The following is a 22410-nucleotide window of genomic DNA, read 5'->3' as shown; positions in this document are numbered from 1 at the left end:
GCTAATGGAAAGGTATAAAATACAAAAGGGCAATATCCATAGCTATAAGTTTGCTATGGATGCTGCCGCATAATTTAATAGATTTTATTGATTTAAATTATCACCAACGTTATTTGACATAGAGCCTTTTTATTTATATAAGTGATTTACAAGGTATAAAAGAGGGAATAGAATATAATATATTTTATTTTAATATATTAAAACGGAGAGATGGAGGAATTAAATGAAGGAGATGAAAAGGAAAGTAAATGGAGACAAGACATCACGTCACTCCATAAAAAGACACCAGCTTGGTGTAGTAGGTGTTGCTGTTACAGCAATGGTATTTTTCGCAAATAGTGAAGTAAATATACATGCCTTGGAAACAGGAGAAACTGCTACAGTTATAGCTAGCGAAACAAATAACACAGCTAATATTAGTAATAATGGAACTAGGCTAGTGAGCTCTGATAGAGGTTCAGCAGAATCAACAAGAGCTAGCCAGACAAGTAATATAAACAATACAAACTCTGCTTCAAACAGCAGTAACAAGGTGGCTGAAGGCTCTAGCGAAAGTCCAGCTACATCAACAGAGACTAAAGAAGCTGGTGGCCTAGTAGGCTCTTCAGAAACAACTACAGCTAGTGGTCAGGCGAATGATAGCCTGGAGTCTGCAAGTCCTACAAGATCTAGGAGGGTTGCTAGAAGTACTCCAGCAAGTATCCCAGCAAGTACTCCGACGAGTGCCCCAGCAAGTACTCCGACGAGTGCCCCGGCAAGTACTCCAACAGCCAATTATAATGGGTCTGTAAGCCTTATCGGTCAGTGGACAAATGAATCTAGGGTTAAAAATGATACAGTAGGTAATTATACTACAGGAACAGATAAGCTAGGTAGCCCACTTACTAATCCAGGCCTATTACGTGGTATTGCAAAGACCTTCCTTGGTTGGTCTGATAAGCCACCGGTAGATGGAAAGATAGCTGAAGGAGCCAGACTGTTTTCTCCAGAAGATACTGTTGCAACAGCCTTTCCTAATGGTATAGGAGGGGACTCAAAGCTATATGGAGTGTACTCTAGTTTAAATGACCAGGATACACCATTTCCGGACGATATATTTGATATGGGATTTGCTCTTATTGAAGGTATGAATAAGTTTGCAATCGAGGATAACAAGGTAAAGATTGATGCTGGTGTGAAGGCAGAAGATGTTTTACCAAACACCAACCTAAAGGAAGAAACTATTACGGGTAATACTCGTAAAATTCTTGATGTATATAAGCCAGAAAATAATGATACTACAAAGGTAAATGAAGTTGTTTTAACTTCTGAATTTGAAATGGATAAGACTACTGCTATGCTAGTATATCGTAACCCTGATGTAGGTTATGTAGGTCCAGTTTTATCAAATACTTACAAGGGTAATGACTTTAGTATTGATAAAAATGACAATCCTTATACTTATGTAGACTTAAATGTAAACCTAGATAAGAATATGGTTGTACCAGATAAGTTCTTTGCAGAGTTTAATGGCTACTCATGGAGACCAGTATATGCCCTAGGCGTAAATGGCGAAAATAAAGAAGCCTTGAATGTATTTTCTCCAAGTGACGTGGCTTTGGGTAACACAAAGGATAGTTTTAATAGCCTAGTAAGCAATACTGATCCTAAGGTTACTTTTGGTATAGAGACAAAGGGGTATAAGAATATAACCATTCGAATGATTCTTAGATCGTCAGGGGCTCAGGATAGTGATAGTAGAGCCAATGAACGTATTGCTGAGAGTGATGTAGTAGCAGATGAGGGTAAGTCTATAGCAGAAACTATTGTGCGTAATATGACACTTCGTTCGCTTACATCAGCTGATCTTAAGAAGTTATTCCCAGGCAAGAGCGATGAAGAAATCAATAAGATGGTAATCCGTATTGCCCAGGATAAGGCAAAAGAGTTGGCAGAAACTAATAGTCAAACAGTTTTAACAGTAAAGGGATCCGTGGAAGGGAATGTTTTTGCCAATGCAGGTAGAATTGGTTTTCTACCATTGTCTAGTGCACTACCAATTAAAAATGTTGAATCTAATGTTTTGGAACTTGGATACGTAACAGCTCCTCAACCAAACCCACAGCCAAACCCACAACCGGATGTTAAACCAAATCCACAACTAGACGTAAAGCCTGATCCACAGCCGGATGTAAAACCAGACCCACAACCGGATGTAAAACCAGATCCACAACCGGATGTAAAACCAGATCCGCAGCCTCAGCCAAGGACTCAGGTGGAAAATAAAAAGGTTGACTACGACTATAGTAAGAGGTTAGCAAAGACTGGTACTAGTAAAAATGATAGTCTACTTGCCATAGGAGGACTTTCTATACTAGGTGGTATAGGCCTATTGTCTAAGAGGAGAAAAGAACAGGATTAATATAATTAATACTTCTTTTAGTATCTTTAGAAAATAAAAGAAAATACAAATTACAATATATTTTAAATATTTGCCTTAGCTAGCATAAATTTGATTAATAAACTAGCTAAGGCGATTTTTTGGCACAAAATTTGCATTAAATAATTATGAGAGGTATTAAATATGCTTTTCAATAATTAAAGGAGGAATTTTGACATGAAAAAAGCTAAAACGATTGGATCATTTGGCGCTATATTTGGTGTAGCGGCCGTATTATTTGGTTCGCACGCAGGCGGAGGTTTTGCTACAGGAAACCAGGAGACACAGTATTATGTTCAGTTTGGTTGGACAGCACCAATTACTGCGATCTTAGCCATGGTATTGTTGACAGTTACTCTAAGAGAAGCGATTGTAATGTACAATAACTACGACTGTAAGAATTATAAGGAATTATTTAAGCATCTTTGGGACCCATATCCAAAGCTAGAAATACTATGGGAAATCTATTATTACCTAATGGTTATAATTGCTGTTGGCGCGGTAATCGCGGGTGCAGCAGCAGTATTCCAGACAATGGGTATTCCTTACATCGTATCCATTATAATAGTAGGTCTTGTATTGTTAATCCTTACTGTATACGGTGCAGTGGTTGTATCTAGTGCAGCAGGTGTAATGTCAATTATAATCATGATATGTTGTTTGGCCATATTCCTAACAGGTATTAGCATGAGAACTGGTGAAATTGGACGTATCATATCAGCTAGAGAGGTTTGGGGAGGTTCTTCTATTAAACCATTTATCCTAATCTTTACATATGCCGGATTCCAGTCAGTTGTAATACCATCACTGGCTGCGGCTTCTAGAGAACTATTAAAGAATGAAAAGCAGGCTACAGCAGCGATGGCACTTTCTTTCCTAATGAATGCAGTTGCCTTGTGTCTAGCAGTTACAATGCTACTAGGCTGGTTCAAGGAGTTTAGTGCGGCAGGTCAGATGACTCTTCCAACTTTATTCGTTGCTAAGCATACAGGTAGCCCTGCTATAGCAGTTGCCTACCAGGTATCCCTATTCCTATGCTTGATATCAACAGGTGTAACTTGCATATTCGGTTTGGTTAATAGGTTTGAAGAACACGAAAAGCTAACTTTCTTAAAGACTAGACAGAAGAGAAGAGTATTTACAGCAGCGATGATCATAATAGTTGCAGTGTTTATCTCATCTACAGGTCTTACAAACATAGTTAAATTTGGATATGGTTACTGTGGTTACCTAGGTATATTCGTTATAGTAATACCATTCTTGACAATTGGGGTTTACAAAAATAGAAAGTTCAAGAGAGAACATCCAGACCATAAGTGGTATGGACAGAGAGTTCTAGATGGTGAGGAAGTAGAGTAATCTCCAGAAAATTTAAAAATAAGTGTAGAATATTAAACAAAAATTAGTATTTTTAGGGGGTATTTGCAAAATGCAAATATCCTCTTTTTATAGAAAAAAGGCTTTCAAGAAATAAAACATGGCTTTTTACTAAAAAAACATCATTAAGTTAATAAAAGATAGAAAAATGTTATTTTATTAACCTATATAAAATAATATTTCGGTTTTAAATAAAAGTTTATTTGCAAAATGCAAAAACAAACCTTATATATTTGCAAAATGCCATATAATAATAATTAATTTCAATAAAAATAAGCGCAAAAAGGGTGTTTTTTCTTTGTGAAAAGGCTTTTTTATATTTGGCAAAGCTTTGCCTACCTCATACTAGTCTATTAGATTCAGTAGCTTCAGTAAAAATATATGCAGCTATATATTTATAAAAAATATGAAAAATTATTTGTAAAAGATATAAGTTGAAAAGTTGGCACGGTATTTGCTCATATAAGAGGTAGAAAGTCAGGGACTTCAAATTATATTAAATTATCAATTTTTGGGAGGTAGAGAAAATGACAAAAATAGGATTACCTTTGGAAGGTGTAAGAGTAATTGAGTACGCAAACTTTGTTGCAGCGCCAATATGTGGTAGATTGCTAGCTGACTGGGGTGCGGAAGTTATAAAGATTGAACCTACATTCGGAGACACAATGAGATTTGTTGGTATACAGTGGTGTTTCCCAACTGATGAAAAAGAAAATCCAATGTTTGAAATCGAAAACTCAGGTAAGAAGGGTATAGTAATTGACACTGGTACTAAGGAAGGTGTTGAAGTTATCTACAAGTTACTTGATGATGCAGATATTTTCTTGACAAATACAAGACAGAAGGCTCTTGACAGAAGTGGTCTTAACTATGAAGAAGTTAAGAAGAGAGCTCCACACATTATATATGCTCACTTACTAGGATACGGTGAAAATGGACCAGCCAAGGACAATCCAGCATTCGACTATACAGCTTACTTCGCTAGAGGTGGTGTAGCAATGAGTTTGATGGAAAAAGACGGTTCTCCATGTAACCCAGTAGCAGGTCTAGGTGACCACTATGCAGGTATGAGTTTGGCAGCAGGTGTACTAGCAGCCCTACGTAAAAAAGAACAGACTGGTAAGGGAGAAAGAGTAACAGTTTCTCTATTCCATACAGCTGTATTTGGTATGGGTATCATGGTTTCTGCAGCTCACTATGGATACAGAATGCCAATTACTAGAAAGAACCCACCTAACCCAATCAACACTACATTCAAGTGTGCAGATGATAGATGGTTACAGATCGCCTTCATGCAGTATGACAAGTGGTTTGCTAACTTCTGTAATACAGTAATCGAAAGACCTGACTTAATCGGCGGAAAGTATAGTACACTTAAGAGTGCGGTAAACTATGTAGAAGAATTTGTTGAAATATTAGAAAAAGAATTTATAAAGAGACCTATAGATGAATGGTGTGCAAGACTTCAGGCAGCTGGTATCCCTTATGAAAAGCTAGCTACAACTGACGAAATACTTAATGACGAACAGTGCTGGGCTAATGATGTCTTAATCAAACATACATTTGAAAGTGGTAATGAAGGTGTTGTATTCAACACACCAGTTATGTTCACAGAAAACAAGAGAGGCGAATACATAAGAGCTCCTAAGTTTGGTGAACATACTAGGGAAGTACTTGAAGGTGCTGGTGTTAGTGGTGCTGAATTCGATGAATTAAAGGAAAAAGGTATCATTAAGTAAAGAATTTTGGAGGTGTTGATGATGGAAGCAAATGTAAAGAAAGATGCAAAGACAGCCATAGCTGACTTATTGCAGGCACAGTACGATAATGCATTTAAAGAAAAGGAAGCTGGTAGACCAGTTGGTTGGTCAACATCAGTTTTCCCTCAGGAATTAGCTGAAATATTTGATCTTCAGTTATTATATCCTGAAAACCACGCAGCAGGTGTTGCAGCAAAGAGAGAATCACTAGAACTTTGCGAGCTATCTGAAGGCGAAGGTTACTCAAATGACTTATGTGCATACGCTAGAACAAACTTTGGTGTTCTTTTAAAGGGACACTCAGATGCTCTACCAATGCCAAAGCCAGATTTCCTATGTTGTTGTAACAACATTTGTAACGAAGTTATAAAGTGGTATGAAAATATCTCTAGAGAATTAAATATACCTCTTATAATGATAGACACAGCTTACAACCTAGAAACTGAGGTTACTGAAAATAGAATCAAGTACCTAAGAGGACAGTTTGAAGAAGCTATAAGACAGTTTGAAGAAATTTCAGGCAAGAAATTCGATCCAAAGAGATTAGAAGAAGTTATGAAGATATCTTCTGAAAATGGTAAGTTATGGAAGTACTCAATGAGTCTACCAGAAGGTAACTTCCCATCTCCAATGAATGGTTTCGACCTATTCAACTACATGGCAGCTATAGTTGCAGCTAGAGGTAAAAAGGAAACTACTGAAGCATTTAAGCTACTTATAGAAGAGCTTGAAGAAAATGCTAGGACTGGACAGACTTCATTTAGAGGTGAAGAAAAGTTCAGAATCATGATGGAAGGTATTCCATGTTGGCCACATATCGGTTACAAGATGAAGTCTCTATCTAAGCAGGGTGTAAACATGACTGGTTCAGTTTATCCACACGCTTGGGCATTGATTTATGATGTGAACGACCTAGATGGAATGGCTAGAGCTTATAGCACAATGTTCAACAACGTTAATATAGAAACTATGGTAGAGTACAGAGTTAACGCTCTTAAGGGCGGAAACTGTGATGGCGCTTTCTACCATATGAACAGAAGCTGTAAGTTGATGTCTTTCGTACAGTACGAAATGCAGAGAAGAATAGCTGAGCAGACTGGATTACCATATGCAGGATTTGATGGTGACCAGGCCGACCCAAGAAACTTCGCTAAGGCACAGTTTGAAACAAGACTAGAAGGACTAGTAGAAGTTATGGAAGAAAGAAAGAACAATGGAGGTGCTCAGTAATGACTGTTAAAGAATTGATTGCAAAATTCGAATATGCTGCAAATAACCCAAATGCATTATTAGATGAATATCTAAAAGAAGGTAAGAAAGTTATAGGATGTTTCCCAGTATACACTCCAAGAGAAATAGTTCACGCAGGTGGAATGATACCAATGGGAACATGGGGTGGTAACACTTCAATAGAAAGAGCTAAGGAATACTTCCCAGCATTCTGTTGTTCTATCATCCAGGCTATCATGGAATATGGTCTAAAGGGAAGCTTTAAGGGCTTGTCAGGTGTTATAATACCATGTCACTGTGATACACTTATAACACTTACTCAGAACTGGAAGTCTGGTGTTAAGGACATACCTATGATAGGTTTTGCCTTCCCTCAGAACAGAAAGATCCAGGCTGGTAAAGACTACTTAGTTAGTGAATATACTACAGTGAAGACTAAGTTAGAAGAGATCTGTGGACACGAAATAACTGATGAAAGCATCCAGGCTAGTATAGCAGTTTACAATGAACACAGAAAAGCAATGAATGAGTTTGTTAAGTTGGTTCCTGACTATCTAAATACAATCACTCCTAGAGTAAGAAATTACGTATTAAAGAGTGCTCACTTTATGAAGGTTGAAGAACATACAGCTTTAGTTAAAGATTTAGTTGCTGGCCTAAAGGCTATGCCTAAGGAAGACTTTAAGGGCAAGAAGATAATAACTTCTGGTATAGTACTAGATGATAAGGGCTTGTTAGAAGTATTCGAGGCAAACAACATGGCTATAGTGGCTGATGATGTTGCTCAGGAAACTAGACAGTTCAGAACTCTAGTTCCAGAAGGTGGAAGTGCATTAGAAAGAATGGCACAGTGGTGGGCTGACGTTGAAGGATGTTCACTAGCATATGACCCTGCTAAGCTAAGGGGAAGAATGGTAGCAGAAGATGCTAAGAAGCTAGGCGCTGATGGCGTTGTTTACGCACTAATGAAATTCTGTGACCCAGAAGAGTATGACTATCCAATCTTCAAGAAGGATATGGAAGAGGCAGGAGTACCTCACCTATTTATTGAGATTGAACAGGGAACAACTAGCATAGAACAAATTAGAACAAGAATACAAACATTCGCTGAAATATTAGCGTAATTGTAATCAAATTTTTGGAGGTTAAAAATGATACTAAAAAAAGAGCATGAATTAGTAAAAAAATCAGTTAGTGATTTTTGCCAGCGTGAATTGTATGATACTGATTTAGCTGAAAAAATGGACAGAGAAGGCCTTGATATGCCACAGGAATTTATTGACAAGCTAGCTAGATATAAATTCTCTTGCCCAATCGTACCAAAGGAATATGGCGGTGCGGGAGCTGATTATGTTTCATACGCGCTAATAATGGAAGAAATATCAAGAGCAGATGCTTCTTGTGGTACTTACGTAACTGCAGGTGCATCATTGGTTGCACTTCCACTAATTAACTTCGGTACTGAAGAACAGAAGCAGAAGTACCTTAAGCCACTTGCAGAAGGTAAGCTTGTAGGTGCATTCGGTCTTACAGAGCCAGGAGCTGGTTCAGATGCCGGTGCTACTCAGACAACTGCAGTACTTGAAGGCGACTACTATATACTAAATGGTAGAAAATGCTGGATAACTAATGGTCCTTTCTGTGATTTCGCTATAGTTACTGCTGTAACAGAAAAGGGTAAAGGAACTAGAGGAATATCTACTTTCATAGTAGAAGCTAAGTGGGAAGGATTCTCTCATGGTGCACACGAAGATAAGATGGGTATCAGAGGTACTAGAACATCAGACCTTATATTTGAAAATGTTAAGGTTCCAAAGGAAAACTTACTTGGTAAGCTAGGTGGAGGTTTCAAGGTAATGATGAATACTCTTGAAGCTGGTAGAATAGGTGTTGCTGCTCAGGCAGTTGGTGTTGCTCAGTCTGCTCTAGATGAAGCAATAAAGTACACTAAGGAAAGAGTTCAGTTTGGTAAGACACTTTCTAAGTTCCAGAACACTCAGTTTACAATAGCTGATATGGCTACTAAGGTTGAAGCTGCTAGACTTTTAGTACATCAGGCAGCTCAGTTAAAGGATAACAAGCAGAGCCCTGCTCTTCTATCATCTATGGCCAAGTACTATGCTGCAGAAGTAGCTAATGAAGTTGCTTATAAGGCATTACAGCTACATGGTGGATACGGATTTGTTAAGGACTACAGAATAGAAAGAATCTACAGAGATGCTAGAATCCTTTCTATCTACGAAGGAACTTCTCAGGTTCAGCAGATAGTAATCGCAGGAAATGTATTAAAATAAGAGGGTGGTGTGAATTTTGAAGATCATAGTATGCGTAAAGCAAGTACCAGATACAACAGAAGTTAGAATTGATAAAGAAACAAACACATTAATAAGAGAAGGTGTACCAAGTATATTAAACCCAGACGATGCAAACGCGTTGGAACAGGCTCTAGCATTCAAGGATGCTAATGAAGATGTTCATATCACAGTAGTGTCAATGGGACCTCCACAGGCAGATGTAATGCTTAGAGAGTGTTTAGCTATGGGAGCTGACGAAGCAGTTCTACTATCAGATAGAGCTTTCGGTGGTTCAGATACATGGGCTACTTCAAATGCAATAGCAGCAGGAATCAGAGCTATTGGAGATTATGATTTAATATTGGCTGGTAGACAGGCGATAGACGGAGATACAGCTCAGGTTGGTCCTCAGATATCTGAAAAGCTTGGAATACCACAGGTTACATATGTAGAAGGTCTAGAAGTTGACGGTAAGAAGCTTACAGTTAAGAGACAGTTAGAAGATGGATATGAAATGATCGAATTACAGATGCCAGCTCTACTAACAGCTGTTAAGGAACTTAACGAACCAAGACATATGTACATAGATAAAATATTCGAAGCCTATGAAAAGGAAATTAAGGTTCTTTCAATAGATGATGTTGATATAGAAAAGACTGAAGTTGGTCTTAAGGCATCACCTACAAGAGTATTTAGATCATTTACACCAGAAGTAAAGGGTCAGGGAGTTATACTAGAAGGAACTGAAAAGGAAGTTGCAGCTAAGGTTGTAAACGAATTAAAGGCTGTACATATTATATAATTTAATTGTTTATAGGAGAAGAGTATTATGGATAGAAATGAATTGAATCAGTACAAGAACATTTGGGTCTATGCTGAACAGAGACAGGGAAAACTTACTCCAGTTGTAATTGAATTACTAGGAGAAGGTAGAAAATTAGCTGACGTTAGAGGAGTTAAGTTAAATGCTATACTTCTTGGTCAGGATATGGACGAACTAGCAAAAGAATTAATTAGCTACGGTGCTGAAACTGTATATGTAGCTGATGATGCTCTTTTAAAGAACTACACAACTGATGCCTACACTAAGGTTATAGTTGATGCTGTTCACGAAATCAAGCCAGAAATAGTTTTAGTTGGTGCTACTCATATAGGTAGAGACCTTGCTCCAAGAATAGCTTCTAGACTAAACACTGGTCTTACAGCTGACTGTACTAAGTTAGAAATAGATCCAGAAGATGGTAAGATTAAGCAGACAAGACCAGCATTTGGTGGTAACATAATGGCTACTATCATATGCCCAGACAACAGACCTCAGATGTCTACAGTTAGACCTGGTGTTATGGACAAGGCTGCAAAGGACGACTCTAGAACTGGTGAAGTTGTTAAGCTAAACATAGATCTTAAGGAATCTGATATCAGAACTAAGGTGTTAGAAATCGTTAAGTCTGCTAACGAAAAGGTATCTTTAACAGATGCTAACATAATCGTATCTGGAGGTAAGGGACTAGGAACTCCAGATGGATTCAAGGTTATAGCTGAATTAGCAGAAGCTTTAGGCGGTGTAGTTGGTTCTTCAAGAGCAGCTGTTGACGCTGGTTGGATAGACAGATCTCACCAGGTAGGACAGACAGGCGTTACTGTTAAGCCTAACCTATATGTAGCTTGTGGTATATCTGGAGCTATACAGCACTTAGCTGGTATGAAGGAATCTGACCTTATAATAGCTATAAACAAGGATCCAGATGCTCCAATATTCGGCGTTGCTGATTATGGTATCGTTGGTGACCTTTACAAGGTAATACCAGAAATACTTGAAGCTTTAAAGGCTGTTAAGTAATTTAAGTAGAATTTTCAATCTACAAACTATATAGTGGTAGTTGTGTCGCCGTATCTAGTATATGGCGACCTATTGCCATAGTTTTTAACTGAAATATTAATTCAGCTGTGTTTTTTTAATATTGATAGTTAAAAATTTATTATTATCATAAAAGTGATATAAAATTTGTGTTTTTAATATTTATGTGTTTATAAAATTGTGTTATTAAGTAAGAAGTCAAGAAAACGTTTTAATCAATAGAAAAATATTTAAAAAAAGAAAAATCAAAATTATTAGTTAATGTTTTTATTAGTTTAAAGTAAATTTATGTGTATTAGGAGGCAGCATTATGAAAATTTTAGCATATCATGTACAGGGTTACGAAGAAAAAGCATTTAAAAAATGGTCAGAAGAAAATGGAGTTCAGGTAGACTTAGAATATGGTCTAATCACACCAGAATCAATCGAAAAGGCTAAGGGCTATGACGGAATAACTACTCAGCAGGTTATACCAGTTAAGGATGAAGAAATCTTCAAGAAGATGAAGGAATTTGGACTAACTCAGATAGCATCTAGAACTGCTGGTGTTGACATGTTTGACCTTAAGACTGCAAGAGAATACGGAATCTCTATAACAAATGTACCAAGATATTCTCCAAATGCTATAGCTGAATTAGCTGTTACACATGCTATGACACTACTTAGAAATATAGGACATATTAGATCAGCTCAGTTTAAGGGTGATTTCACTTGGAATAAGGACCTTATCTCTAAGGAAATCAGAAGCTGTACAGTAGGTATCATAGGTACTGGTAGAATAGGTCTTACAGCTGCAACTCTATTCAAGGGATTAGGCGCTAAGGTAATAGGTTTTGATGAATTCATAAACCCAGGTGCAGAAGGAATCCTAGAATATAGAGATACAATAGAAGCTTTACTAGAAGAAGCTGACGTTGTTTCACTTCACTTACCACTAACTGATGGAACTCACCATATCATAAACAAGGATAGAATAAAGCACATGAAGGATCATGCAATCCTAGTTAACACTGGTAGAGGTGGTCTAGTAAACATAGACGATGTAGTAGAAGCTCTAGAAACTGGAAAGCTAAAGGGAGCAGCTCTAGACGTTCTAGAATGCGAAACACTATACGTAAACCAGAAGATAGATCCTAAGAAGATAGAAGGAACAGTAGTTGAAACGCTAATGAGAATGGACAATGTTGTGTTGACAGGACATTTCGCATTCTTTACTGAAACTGCAGTAGATAATATGGTTTCAACTGCCCTTGACAACCTTAAGGTAGAAATCGAAACTGGTAAAGTTCAGAACTGTATGAATGCTTAATTAGGCAAGAGCCTTTCTAAAATTTTAATTTTTTTTATCAATGCACGCCATATTTTATGGCGTGCATTTGTGTTATAATAAGAAAATGAAAAATGAAAAGAGTAGAGGGGTGATAAGGTTGATTAACATTCAAGATTATAAGTCTGAATACGAAGAAATGATTAAAAAGGCCAAAGAATTGGGTGAGTCACTTTGACCTGAGGGGTCTAGAGGAAAGGAAGAAGACCATTGAGAAATTGATGGCCCAACAAGACTTTTGGGAGGATACTGACAAGTCCAACAAAATACTTCAAGAAAATAAGACAATAGAAGTCAGGCTGACACAGTATAGTCAGCTGATAACGTCTATAGAGGACATAAATATACTACTAGAGCTAAGTGAGGATGAAGGGTCAGAGCAAGACCAGGAAATGGAAAGTTCAATCATCGACCAGGTGAAGGATGCCAGGGAAAATCTGGACCGTATGACAATGGAAATGCTCTTTAGTGGCCAGTATGACTCTAATAATGCAATTTTATCTGTGAACTCTGGGACTGGAGGATTAGATGCCCAGGACTGGGCTCAAATGCTCTTGAGAATGTATATTAGGTGGTCTGAATCCAGTGGATACAAGGTCAAGCTTGTCGATTTAAGTTCTGACCCCGAGGCTGGTATAAAGGCAGCAACCATACTAGTCCAGGGGCAAAATGCCTATGGTTACCTCAAAAGTGAAAAGGGGGTCCATAGATTGGTTAGGATATCTCCATTTGATTCATCAGGCAAGAGACACACCTCCTTTGCATCGATTGATGTAATACCGGAATTAAATGAGGATATAAGTGTGGAGATAAACCAGGCAGACCTAAAAATAGATACATATAGGTCTTCGGGTGCAGGTGGCCAGCATGTAAATACAACGGATTCTGCAGTAAGGATTACACATATACCTACAGGTATAGTAGTCCAGTGTCAGAATGAAAGAAGCCAGCACTCCAACAAGGATATAGCCATGAAGCTTTTAATGGCCAAGCTAGTCCAGCTAAAGGAAGAGGAAAATAAGGAGAGGATAGAAGACCTCCAGGGCAAGTATTCGCAAATTACCTGGGGAAGCCAGATAAGGTCCTATGTGTTCCAACCCTACAAGCTGGTAAAGGACCATAGGACAAATGAAGAAAATGCAAATGTAGATGCGGTTATGGATGGGAAATTAGATAATTTTATGTTCCAATACCTAAAGCAAAAGGTATAGAGAATCCTCCTGCAGGCAATGATATGGGTAAAAGAGGAAATTATGGATATTAAAGAAATACTAATGAAAGAGATGGGCTTAGGTCCAAATCAGGTTGAAAATACAATAAAGCTAATAGATGAAGGAAATACAATTCCCTTTATAGCAAGATATAGGAAAGAAATGACTGGGGAGATGACAGATGTCCAGCTGAGAGAATTTGGAGACAGGTTGACCTACCTTAGAAATCTTGAGGAAAGGAAGGAAGATGTAAAGAGGCTTATAGACGAACAAGATAAGCTAGACAAGATCCTAGTGAATGCTATAGACAAGGCCAAGACCCTACAGGAGGTAGAGGATATATATGCTCCTTTTAAACAGAAGAAGAGGACTAGGGCAACTATAGCCAAGGAGAGGGGGCTAGAGCCACTAGCCAATATGATACTCCTATCTAAGAACCTAGATATAGAGAAAGAGGCAGAGAAGTTTGTCGATTCAGAAAAGGGACTAGATGATATTGAAAAGGTTATAGGGGGTGCAAGAGACATACTTGCAGAGGTAATGAGTGACGATGCGGGAATTAGAAAGTATATAAGGAACCAGGCCTTGAAAAGAGGCCAGATCCAGTCAAAGGCCAAGCTAGAAGAGGATTCTGTTTATAGGATGTACTATGACTTTACTGAGAGGGTAGAAGACATACTTCCACATAGGACCCTGGCCATAAACAGGGGAGAAAAGGAAGGCTTTTTGACTGTTAAGGTTTTGCTTGATGACCAGCAGATGATAGACAAGATTATTGCTTCATATAAGAGTCCTCAGAATGTGGGTAATGAAGCAATTTTGGAAGAGGTTGCCCAGGATGCCTATAAGAGGTTGATTTTCCCAGCAATAGAGAGAGAAGTTAGAAATCATTTGACAGACCTAGCCCAGGAAAGGGCCATCAAGGTGTTTGGTAAAAATCTCCAAGGCCTACTTTTGCAGCCGCCGATCAAAAATGCAGTAGTAATGGGCTTTGACCCAGCCTATAGGACTGGCTGTAAGATAGCAGTGGTTGATAAAAATGGGAAGCTATTGGACTTTACAACAGTATATCCAACCAAGCCACAAAATAAGGTGGAGGAAGCAAAGTCAATCCTTAAGAGATTAATTGAAAAACATAAGGTTGATATAATATCTATAGGTAATGGTACAGCTTCAAGGGAATCTGAACAATTTGTAGCTGAAATGATAGGTGAAATTGATAGACCTATTTCCTATCTTATAGTCAATGAGGCAGGAGCTTCAGTCTACTCAGCTTCCAAGCTGGCCAATGAGGAGCACCCAGATATAAATGTATCTATAAGAGGGGCCATATCAATAGCAAGAAGGCTACAAGACCCAATGGCTGAGCTAGTAAAGATAGAACCTAAGAGTATAGGTGTAGGCCAGTACCAGCATGATGTAAATGAAAAGAGACTAACTGAGGTCTTGGATGGGGTAGTAGAAGACTCTGTTAACCAGATTGGTGTAGATGCAAATACAGCATCATATTCCCTACTAGAGCATGTTGCAGGTATATCTTCTAGTCTTGCCAAGAATATAGTTGCCTATAGGAATGAGAATGGAGACTTTGAAGATATAAATGACCTTAAGAATGTAAAGAGGCTAGGACCGGCTGCCTTTAAACAGGCCGCCGGCTTTATAAGGCTTCCTAATGCCAAAAATCCACTGGATAATACAGGTGTTCATCCAGAGTCCTACGAGGCCTGCTTAGCCATGCTAGACCTACTAGGCTACACTCTAGATGACGTAGGGGTATCAAATCTAGACCAATTAGATAAGAAGGTAAAGGCATATGGGATAGACAGGCTTAGCTCAGATGTAGGGGTAGGCAAGGCAACCCTAAATGATATTATCGAAGAAATTAAAAAGCCTGGTAGGGATATCAGGGAGAGTGGAGTAAAGCCTATCCTTAGAAAGGATGTAATGCAGCTAGAGGACTTAGAAGAGGGCATGGTCTTGAATGGTACGGTTAGGAATGTAGTAGACTTTGGAGCCTTTATCGATATAGGTATAAAAAATGATGGACTAGTCCATATATCAAAGATATCAAACAAGAGGGTAAAAAATGCATCAGACCTACTTACAGTTGGAGACATAGTCAAGGTAAAGGTTATAGGAATAGACAAGGACAAGGGAAGGGTGTCTCTCTCCATGAGGGATGTTAGCCAGGACAAGTAGGATTAAAATCTTAATGAAAAAGATTGACATTTAGTCAGGTATCTTATATAATGAACTTGTAATTAAATATAATTAATCTTCGGGGGTGGGTGAAATTCCCTACCGGCGGTATAGCCCGCGAGCGCAAGCTGATTTGGTGAAATTCCAAAGCCGACAGTAAAGTCTGGATGAGAGAAGTATTTTATAACAATGTATATTGTGATGAAGTTGTTATTCCTGGGGATATTTTCTCCAGGAATTTTATTTTTCCCTCGAAAAATAGGAGGATAAAATGGAAAAGGTTAATTCAGTAAGTTTAAAGAAGAGAAGAGTGTCTACAATTAATATGGTTAAGGTAGCCCTATTGGCTGGGATAGCGTATGCATTGATGTTTTTAGAAATGCCAATACCACTATTCCCTGGTTTTTTGAAGCTTGACCTATCAGATATGCCAGCAATAGTAGCAGGCTTGGCCCTGGGACCAGTGGCAGGCTTTGCAGTTGAAGCAGTGAAGAACTTCCTTCACCTAATCACAGCAACTAGCACAGGAGGTGTTGGTGAAATCGCCAATATCGTAGTAGGATCTTCATTTGTAGTTGTTGCATCTTTTGTTTATAAGAAGGACAAGAGCATAAAGACTTTGGTAAAGGGGCTTGCCCTAGGAACAATAGCCATGGTTATTATAGGTACATCTATGAACTACTTTGTGATGCTACCTTTTTATGGTCAGTTCATGGGACTAGATGCTATAATAGGCATGGGTACAGCTATCAATCCAAACGTAAAGGACCTATTATCATTCGTTCTTTGGTTTATAGCACCATTTAACCTAATTAAGGGTATATTATTGTCAATAATCACTATACCACTTTATAAAAAGATAGAAAAATTGATAAAAAATAATTTAGCTTAAGCCATAAGTAGTAATTTAATTAAAAGTTTACAAGAGGCCCTATTTTCAATAATATTATTGAAAGTGGGGCCTTTTATATGATATAATTGACGAGGAGATGGGTTTAAAAATAATCCTTGATATTGTTTTTTAATTATCAATGATTAACGATTGCAGAGAATTAAATTTCGCATAAAATGTTAAGAAATAAATTTATATTTTGAAAAAAATGGGTATTAAATAAATTGTTAAAATCTATCGACGATATTTAATCTAAACAAATTATATAGGAGTACAGGAGGCGTTTTAAAATGAGCAGTGTATACACAATGGGTATTGATATTGGATCAACATCATCAAAGTGTGTGATAATGAAGGATGGTAAGGAAGTTGTAGGTGAAGGTGTAGTTAGCCTAGGTGCTGGTACTAAGGGAGCTGACCTAGTTATAGAAGAGGTACTTGGTAAGGCAGGAAAGGCTTTTGATGAAATAGACCTAATCGTATCAACTGGATATGGTAGAAATAGTTATGAAAATGCTGCTAAGACCGTTAGTGAGCTTAGTTGTCATGCCAAAGGTGGTGGATTCATCTTCGGTGGAGTTGGAACTATCATAGACATTGGTGGACAGGATATAAAGATACTTAAGCTAAATGACAAGGGTGGTCTTGTAAACTTCCTGATGAATGATAAGTGTGCGGCTGGTACAGGTAGATTCCTAGAAGTTATGGCTGGCGTATTGGATGTTAAGCTAGATGAACTAGGTGAGTTAGATGCCAAGTCTACGGAAGTAACACCAATCAGTTCTACATGTACAGTTTTTGCTGAGTCAGAGGTTATATCATGTATGGCTAAGAAGATTCCACTAGAGAATATTATAAGAGGTATACATGCTTCTGTTGCTACTAGAGTTGCTAGTTTGGCGAGGAGAGGTGGATTAAAGACTCCTGTTGCCATGACAGGTGGTGTTAGTAAGAACAAGGGTATAGTAAGGGCCCTTAATGAAGAATTAGAATGTGATATCTTGATATCTCCAGATTCTCAGATGGCTGGTGCTATAGGTGCTGCCCTATATGCTTATGAAGAATACCAGAAGCAAAACGCTGAATAAATATATAAAAAATTAGGGCCTGTATAGGCTCAATTATAGGGGATCCTGTCAGGGGTCCCTTTTCTAGTTGATGTAGTAATCATAGGATATGGGTACAACTAGCTGTTTGGGAAGAAAATTATAGCTATCTACTCTATTTTAGGAGAGTCTAGATATATTTTAATAAGTAAAACAATAGAAAAAGTTTATAAATGTAAACAAAATGTTAAAAAATACAAAAATTTACAAAAAAATTCAAGAAAACGTTACTATTGTTCTATAAATATGTTAAAATATATATAACGAGTGGTTTTTGAATGACCTACAATAATAAGAATTATGTTATAGGAGTGTATAGAATGATAAATCAGGATTATTTTATTAATTTAGCTAAGGAAAAAACTGGTAATGCAATTCAGACAGTAGCAGTTGCGGCCCCACACGACTTAGCCACATTAGAATCTTTAAGAAATGCGGTTGATCTAGGATTTACAAAGGCGATCCTAGTTGGTGATGAAAATATCATCACAGATGTTGCCAAGGAAGGTAACTTAGATATATCCGATATGGAACTGGTACATGCAGATAACTTGGCAGATGCTGCCCAGAAGTCTGTTGACCAGGTTACTGCTGGTAAGGCTAGCTTAATAATGAAGGGTCTGATAGATACTTCTGTAATTCTTAAGGCAGTAGTAAAGAAGGAGAACAACCTTAGAACTGGTAAGACTCTAAGCTATGTTGGTATCCTATTCAACGAAAACAGGGATAAGTACTACCTATCTTCTGACGGTGCCATGCTTATATCACCAGATATTGAACAGAAGAAGGGTATCATAGAAAATGCTGTAGATGTTGCCCATGCCCTAGGAAATGAACTACCAAAGGTGGCAATGATCTGTGCTAAGGAAAAGTACTATGAAAAGATGCCAGCTACAGTAGATGCAGTTGCCCTACAGAGAATGAACCATGAGGGTGAAATAAAGGGCTGTGTAGTAAGTGGACCATTACAGATAGACAATGCTGTTGACCTACATGCTGTTGAAGTAAAGGGTATAGATGACCCAGTTGCAGGTCATGCAGACATACTAATAGTTCCAGCAATAGAAGCAGGTAACGTATTATTAAAGACAGCTAAGTACCTAGGCGGATGGACATTCGGTGGTATTGTTGTTGGTGCAAAGGTGCCAATCGTTGTATGCTCTAGGTCTGATGGAGAGTCTGCTAAGCTAGTTTCTATAGCTGTTGCTTGCATGCTATCAGCAAGAAATGCGAGTAAGTAGGATAATTATAGCCTACTAGTCCAGGTATGAGTCATCAGCACTCATCTGGACCATAAGATTGATAAACATATATTGATTATAATATTTATAAATGAGACACTACCCGAGTCTAGGGCTTCCAAATTTTAATGAGTTTGGAGGCGTATAGACTTGGGTAGTGTCTTTTTGAGCATATTTATTTGTGAGATAGAGTCTATTAGTGGTATAATAATATTATTTGATATATAAGGAGGCTATATGAAGAGTATTTATCTAGAAAATGAAAAAGCCACTTCCAGTCTAGGAGAAAAGATAGGGAAGTTTTTATTTCCAGGGGCTATCTTGTGCCTTAATGGTGACTTGGGTGCAGGTAAGACTGCCCTTACTAAGTCTATTGCCCTTGGTCTAGGCATAAGAGAAGATATAACTAGCCCTACCTTTACTATAGTCAATGAATACGAGGATGGTAGGTTAAAGCTAAACCACTTTGATGTATATAGGATCGGTTCAAGTGATGAGATGTACGATATAGGCTTTGAGGAATATATTGCTTCTGAAGGGGTCTGTATTATTGAGTGGTCTCAGATAATAGAGGATATATTACCTGATGAGAGGTTGGATATAAATATAAAGTATGAAGATGAGGGAAGGCGCCTAGAATTTTCGCCCAGGGGCCAGGCCTATAAGAGTCTAGTAGAGGAGGTTGCTAGAGGATGATTATTTTGGGTTTAGATACTTCAACTAGGGCTGCTAGCGTGGCCCTATGGTCAGATGGGGACTTGTTGGGAGAACTTGTGATAAATGACAAGAGGACCCACTCACAAAAGCTAATGCCCATGTTGGAAAATTTGTTCCAACTGGCCAATATGAGTATAGACGATGTAGACCTTCTGGCAGTATGTATAGGTCCAGGATCCTTTACGGGTATAAGGATAGCAATGGCTACTGTTAAGGCCCTTGGTCATGTAAGAAATCTTCCAATAGTAGGGGTGAATTCCCTTGAAAGCTTGGCCTATAACCTATCTGATGGTAAGGCTAGACTAGTGCCAATCTTGGATGCCCAGGGTAGTCAGGTGTATTCGGCCATATACGAAAGCTCTGGACAAGCCCCAGAAATTCTTAGGGATATAAGGGTAGTAGATATAGATAACCTAATAGAGGAAGTAAGAGGCCTTGATGGAAAAATTATTTTCCTAGGTGAAGGCATAAATAAGTATAGGGACAGGTTAAAAGACTTGGGACCGAACATAAATTTGGCGTCTAGTAATACCAATGTATCTAGGGCAGCCAGTGTGTGTGCCTGCGCCTCGCATAAGTATAAGAAGGGTCAAGACATCCATACCTGCTATGATATACTGCCTATGTATATTAGGAAGTCACAGGCAGAGGTTCAATATGAAGAAAAGCAGAGGGCTATGAAGAATGATTTATAGGAGGATGACTGCAGATGATATAGATGGTGTTTATGAGGTAGAGATTTCTGCCTTTGAGGACCCTTGGTCCTATAGTGCCCTTAGGGGAGAGCTAAAAAACAAGCTATCTAGATATATTGTGGCAGAGGATGATGATGGAAGGATAGTGGGCTACGTTGGAGCCTGGTATATATTAGATGAAGCCCATATTACAAATGTGGCAGTTCACAAGGAATTTAGGGGGAAAAAGATTGGTAATGGTCTTATAGAAGCCCTAATTGCCATGTGTGACAAGGATAAAATTGCATCCATAACCCTAGAGGTAAGGGCTGGTAATTTTGTAGCTCAAGGCCTATACAAGAAGTATGGCTTCTTGGCAGGTGGTGTCAGGAAGGAATACTATTCAAACAATAGGGAAGATGCAATAATAATGTGGAAACAGCTCAGGGAGGTGTTTTAATAGGTGAGTGATATTATAACTTTAGCTATAGAGAGTAGCTGTGATGAGACAGCCTGTGCCATTACCAGAAATGGTAGGGAGGTACTTGCCAACATCATTTCTACCCAGATAGATATACATAAAAAGTTCGGAGGGGTAGTGCCAGAAGTGGCGTCTAGGAAGCATATAGAAAATATAGACCCAGTGGTCCAGGAAGCACTTGATACAGCAGGTTTAACTCTTACTGATATCGATCATGTAGCAGTTACATATGGGCCTGGCCTAGTGGGGGCCCTACTAGTTGGTCTATCTTATGCCAAGGCCCTGGCCTTTGGACTAGGTAAGCCACTTGTTGGAGTAAACCATATAGAGGGCCATCTTTCAGCTAATTACATCGAGCACAAGGACCTAAGGCCACCATTTATTACCTTGATAGTCTCAGGAGGACATACCCATCTAGTGGAGGTAAGGGACTATGGCAAGTATGAAATATTGGGCAAAACTAAGGATGATGCTTCAGGTGAGGCCTTCGATAAGGTTGCAAGGGCTATGAATCTAGGTTACCCAGGTGGACCTATAGTGGATAGGTTAGCTAAAAGGGGCAATCCAAAGGCAATTGATTTTCCAAGGGCCTGTATCCATGAAGCGGGATATGACTTTAGCTTTAGTGGTCTCAAGTCTTCTGTATTGAATTACTTAAATTCAATGAAAATGAAGAATATAGAAATAGTCCCAGAGGATGTATGTGCATCCTTCCAGGCAGCAGTAGTCGATGTTTTGACCGACAAGGCTATAAAGGCCTGCAAAGATAAGGGCTATAAGACTATTACCCTATCAGGTGGAGTTGCAGCAAACTCTGGGCTAAGAGACCAGATGGCAGACCTATGCGCCAAGGAGGGGATAGACTTGAGGTATCCACCACTTGTACTTTGTACAGATAATGCTGCCATGATAGCCTGTGCAGGTTACTATAGATATATGGCAGGTAGGAGGGATGGCATGTCCCTAAATGCCCTTCCTAACCTAAAGATCGACCAGGGTTAGGATGGAGGTGGACCTATGATAATGTTATCGTGTAATAATGTATCCAAGAGCTTTGGAGTAGAGACCATACTGGAGGATATTTCCTTCTCGGTAAATGAGGGGGATAAGATAGGTATAGTAGGGGTAAATGGTACGGGAAAAACTACCCTATTTAAGGTAATAACAGGTATATTTCCCCACGATAAGGGGGATATATTTACCTCTAAAAACTGTAGGCTTGGCTACCTAGAGCAGAATACAAATTTCTATTCTGAAAAAACCATATATGATGAAGTGGTTTCAGTGTTCTCAGACCTGATAGAGGCAGAGGAGGAACTAAGAAGCTTGGAACACCAGATAGCAAGCCTATCTGATAAGGAGTCTTCATCAGGAGACCAGCTAAAAAAGGCCATGGATACCTATGGAAAAAAATACGAGGAATTCGAAAAGAAAAATGGTTATGCCTATAAGAGTGAGGTAAGGGGAACCCTAAAGGGATTAGGATTTAGTGACGAGGAAATGAACAAGCCTGTAAATGTCCTATCCGGAGGGGAAAAAACTAGGGTACTACTAGCAAAACTCCTTCTTAGTAAGCCATCCTTACTGCTACTAGATGAGCCTACCAACCACCTAGATGCCGATG

The 22410-nt window shown here is 38.6% G+C and carries 19 protein-coding genes and 1 riboswitch; all 19 genes read left to right on the top strand.

Going from position 1 to position 22410, the window contains the following annotated elements:
* The first annotated feature begins 223 nt into the window (after positions 1-223).
* Entirely contained in the window at positions 224-2401 is a 2178-nt protein-coding gene (locus ACW6OJ_RS02935) for an LPXTG cell wall anchor domain-containing protein (RefSeq protein ID WP_456095732.1), read from the top strand.
* 195 nt (positions 2402-2596) lie between these two features.
* Positions 2597-3778, top strand: coding sequence for a YkvI family membrane protein (locus ACW6OJ_RS02930; RefSeq protein ID WP_314497680.1), 1182 nt, complete (start codon positions 2597-2599; stop codon positions 3776-3778).
* A 545-nt stretch (positions 3779-4323) separates the two neighbouring features.
* Positions 4324-5535 carry a CaiB/BaiF CoA transferase family protein gene (locus tag ACW6OJ_RS02925; RefSeq protein ID WP_456095731.1) on the top strand — a complete coding sequence of 404 codons (1212 nt, stop codon included), beginning with the start codon at positions 4324-4326 and terminating at the stop codon, positions 5533-5535.
* An 18-nt stretch (positions 5536-5553) separates the two neighbouring features.
* On the top strand, positions 5554-6786 hold the full coding sequence (gene hadB / locus ACW6OJ_RS02920; RefSeq protein WP_455104666.1) for a (R)-2-hydroxyisocaproyl-CoA dehydratase subunit alpha: 1233 nt from the start codon (positions 5554-5556) through the stop codon (positions 6784-6786).
* Positions 6786-7910 (top strand): 2-hydroxyacyl-CoA dehydratase subunit D, encoded by a 1125-nt coding sequence (locus tag ACW6OJ_RS02915; RefSeq protein WP_293698709.1) that lies wholly within the window; start codon positions 6786-6788, stop codon positions 7908-7910. Before hadB ends, ACW6OJ_RS02915 begins: the two co-directional genes overlap by 1 nt.
* A 27-nt stretch (positions 7911-7937) precedes the next feature.
* Entirely contained in the window at positions 7938-9080 is a 1143-nt protein-coding gene (gene acdB, locus ACW6OJ_RS02910) for a putative isocaproyl-CoA dehydrogenase AcdB (protein ID WP_293698712.1), read from the top strand.
* 16 nt (positions 9081-9096) lie between these two features.
* On the top strand, positions 9097-9882 hold the full coding sequence (etfB, locus tag ACW6OJ_RS02905; protein ID WP_293437568.1) for an electron transfer flavoprotein subunit beta: 786 nt from the start codon (positions 9097-9099) through the stop codon (positions 9880-9882).
* Positions 9883-9909: 27 nt separating this feature from the next.
* A complete protein-coding gene (locus tag ACW6OJ_RS02900; RefSeq protein ID WP_293437566.1) occupies positions 9910-10920 on the top strand; it encodes an electron transfer flavoprotein subunit alpha/FixB family protein in 1011 nt (336 codons plus the stop codon).
* Between the two features lie 328 nt (positions 10921-11248).
* Complete coding sequence (locus tag ACW6OJ_RS02895) at positions 11249-12247, top strand: D-2-hydroxyacid dehydrogenase (protein WP_455104667.1); 999 nt, start codon at positions 11249-11251, stop codon at positions 12245-12247.
* Between the two features lie 118 nt (positions 12248-12365).
* Positions 12366-13476, top strand: a protein-coding gene (prfB, locus tag ACW6OJ_RS02890; RefSeq protein WP_455104668.1) for a peptide chain release factor 2 whose coding sequence is annotated in 2 segments (ribosomal slippage) — positions 12366-12431 and positions 12433-13476 — 1110 coding nt in all. Because the reading frame shifts where the segments join, the coding sequence is not laid out codon by codon here.
* A 42-nt stretch (positions 13477-13518) separates the two neighbouring features.
* Positions 13519-15675 (top strand): Tex family protein, encoded by a 2157-nt coding sequence (locus ACW6OJ_RS02885; RefSeq protein ID WP_456095730.1) that lies wholly within the window; start codon positions 13519-13521, stop codon positions 15673-15675.
* Positions 15676-15746: 71 nt separating this feature from the next.
* A riboswitch (FMN riboswitch) is annotated at positions 15747-15858 on the top strand.
* A gap of 88 nt (positions 15859-15946) precedes the next feature.
* Positions 15947-16567 carry an ECF transporter S component gene (locus ACW6OJ_RS02880; RefSeq protein WP_304086411.1) on the top strand — a complete coding sequence of 207 codons (621 nt, stop codon included), beginning with the start codon at positions 15947-15949 and terminating at the stop codon, positions 16565-16567.
* Positions 16568-16857: 290 nt separating this feature from the next.
* Complete coding sequence (locus ACW6OJ_RS02875) at positions 16858-17655, top strand: acyl-CoA dehydratase activase (protein ID WP_304086413.1); 798 nt, start codon at positions 16858-16860, stop codon at positions 17653-17655.
* A 338-nt stretch (positions 17656-17993) separates the two neighbouring features.
* On the top strand, positions 17994-18914 hold the full coding sequence (locus ACW6OJ_RS02870) for a bifunctional enoyl-CoA hydratase/phosphate acetyltransferase (RefSeq protein WP_293425949.1): 921 nt from the start codon (positions 17994-17996) through the stop codon (positions 18912-18914).
* Positions 18915-19151: 237 nt separating this feature from the next.
* A complete protein-coding gene (gene tsaE / locus ACW6OJ_RS02865) occupies positions 19152-19610 on the top strand; it encodes a tRNA (adenosine(37)-N6)-threonylcarbamoyltransferase complex ATPase subunit type 1 TsaE (RefSeq protein ID WP_293433488.1) in 459 nt (152 codons plus the stop codon).
* Positions 19607-20326 (top strand): tRNA (adenosine(37)-N6)-threonylcarbamoyltransferase complex dimerization subunit type 1 TsaB, encoded by a 720-nt coding sequence (tsaB, locus tag ACW6OJ_RS02860; RefSeq protein WP_456095729.1) that lies wholly within the window; start codon positions 19607-19609, stop codon positions 20324-20326. The genes tsaE and tsaB overlap by 4 nt, the downstream gene beginning before the upstream one ends.
* Positions 20316-20765 carry a ribosomal protein S18-alanine N-acetyltransferase gene (gene rimI / locus ACW6OJ_RS02855; RefSeq protein WP_456095728.1) on the top strand — a complete coding sequence of 150 codons (450 nt, stop codon included), beginning with the start codon at positions 20316-20318 and terminating at the stop codon, positions 20763-20765. The genes tsaB and rimI overlap by 11 nt, the downstream gene beginning before the upstream one ends.
* A gap of 3 nt (positions 20766-20768) precedes the next feature.
* Complete coding sequence (gene tsaD / locus ACW6OJ_RS02850) at positions 20769-21788, top strand: tRNA (adenosine(37)-N6)-threonylcarbamoyltransferase complex transferase subunit TsaD (protein WP_456095727.1); 1020 nt, start codon at positions 20769-20771, stop codon at positions 21786-21788.
* A 15-nt stretch (positions 21789-21803) separates the two neighbouring features.
* Positions 21804-22410, top strand: a 607-nt coding sequence (locus ACW6OJ_RS02845) for an ATP-binding cassette domain-containing protein (RefSeq protein WP_456095726.1), incomplete at its 3' end; no start/stop codon positions are given.

Source organism: Peptostreptococcus sp. (assembly GCF_977045075.1).
The sequence above is the reverse complement of the archived record's forward strand: the minus strand, read 5'-3'. Positions and strand labels throughout refer to the sequence as shown.

What these genes read in the sequence shown, in the direction of transcription:
- hadB (WP_455104666.1), top strand. Translation starts at nt 5,554, where the DNA reads ATGATGGAAGCAAATGTAAAGAAAGATGCAAAGACAGCCATAGCTGAC.
- tsaE (WP_293433488.1), top strand. Translation starts at nt 19,152, where the DNA reads ATGAAGAGTATTTATCTAGAAAATGAAAAAGCCACTTCCAGTCTAGGA.
- ACW6OJ_RS02870 (WP_293425949.1), top strand. Translation starts at nt 17,994, where the DNA reads ATGATAAATCAGGATTATTTTATTAATTTAGCTAAGGAAAAAACTGGT.
- ACW6OJ_RS02925 (WP_456095731.1), top strand. Translation starts at nt 4,324, where the DNA reads ATGACAAAAATAGGATTACCTTTGGAAGGTGTAAGAGTAATTGAGTAC.
- ACW6OJ_RS02880 (WP_304086411.1), top strand. Translation starts at nt 15,947, where the DNA reads ATGGAAAAGGTTAATTCAGTAAGTTTAAAGAAGAGAAGAGTGTCTACA.
- ACW6OJ_RS02885 (WP_456095730.1), top strand. Translation starts at nt 13,519, where the DNA reads ATGGATATTAAAGAAATACTAATGAAAGAGATGGGCTTAGGTCCAAAT.
- rimI (WP_456095728.1), top strand. Translation starts at nt 20,316, where the DNA reads ATGATTTATAGGAGGATGACTGCAGATGATATAGATGGTGTTTATGAG.
- ACW6OJ_RS02915 (WP_293698709.1), top strand. Translation starts at nt 6,786, where the DNA reads ATGACTGTTAAAGAATTGATTGCAAAATTCGAATATGCTGCAAATAAC.
- ACW6OJ_RS02935 (WP_456095732.1), top strand. Translation starts at nt 224, where the DNA reads ATGAAGGAGATGAAAAGGAAAGTAAATGGAGACAAGACATCACGTCAC.
- ACW6OJ_RS02875 (WP_304086413.1), top strand. Translation starts at nt 16,858, where the DNA reads ATGAGCAGTGTATACACAATGGGTATTGATATTGGATCAACATCATCA.
- ACW6OJ_RS02930 (WP_314497680.1), top strand. Translation starts at nt 2,597, where the DNA reads ATGAAAAAAGCTAAAACGATTGGATCATTTGGCGCTATATTTGGTGTA.
- ACW6OJ_RS02895 (WP_455104667.1), top strand. Translation starts at nt 11,249, where the DNA reads ATGAAAATTTTAGCATATCATGTACAGGGTTACGAAGAAAAAGCATTT.
- acdB (WP_293698712.1), top strand. Translation starts at nt 7,938, where the DNA reads ATGATACTAAAAAAAGAGCATGAATTAGTAAAAAAATCAGTTAGTGAT.
- tsaB (WP_456095729.1), top strand. Translation starts at nt 19,607, where the DNA reads ATGATTATTTTGGGTTTAGATACTTCAACTAGGGCTGCTAGCGTGGCC.
- ACW6OJ_RS02900 (WP_293437566.1), top strand. Translation starts at nt 9,910, where the DNA reads ATGGATAGAAATGAATTGAATCAGTACAAGAACATTTGGGTCTATGCT.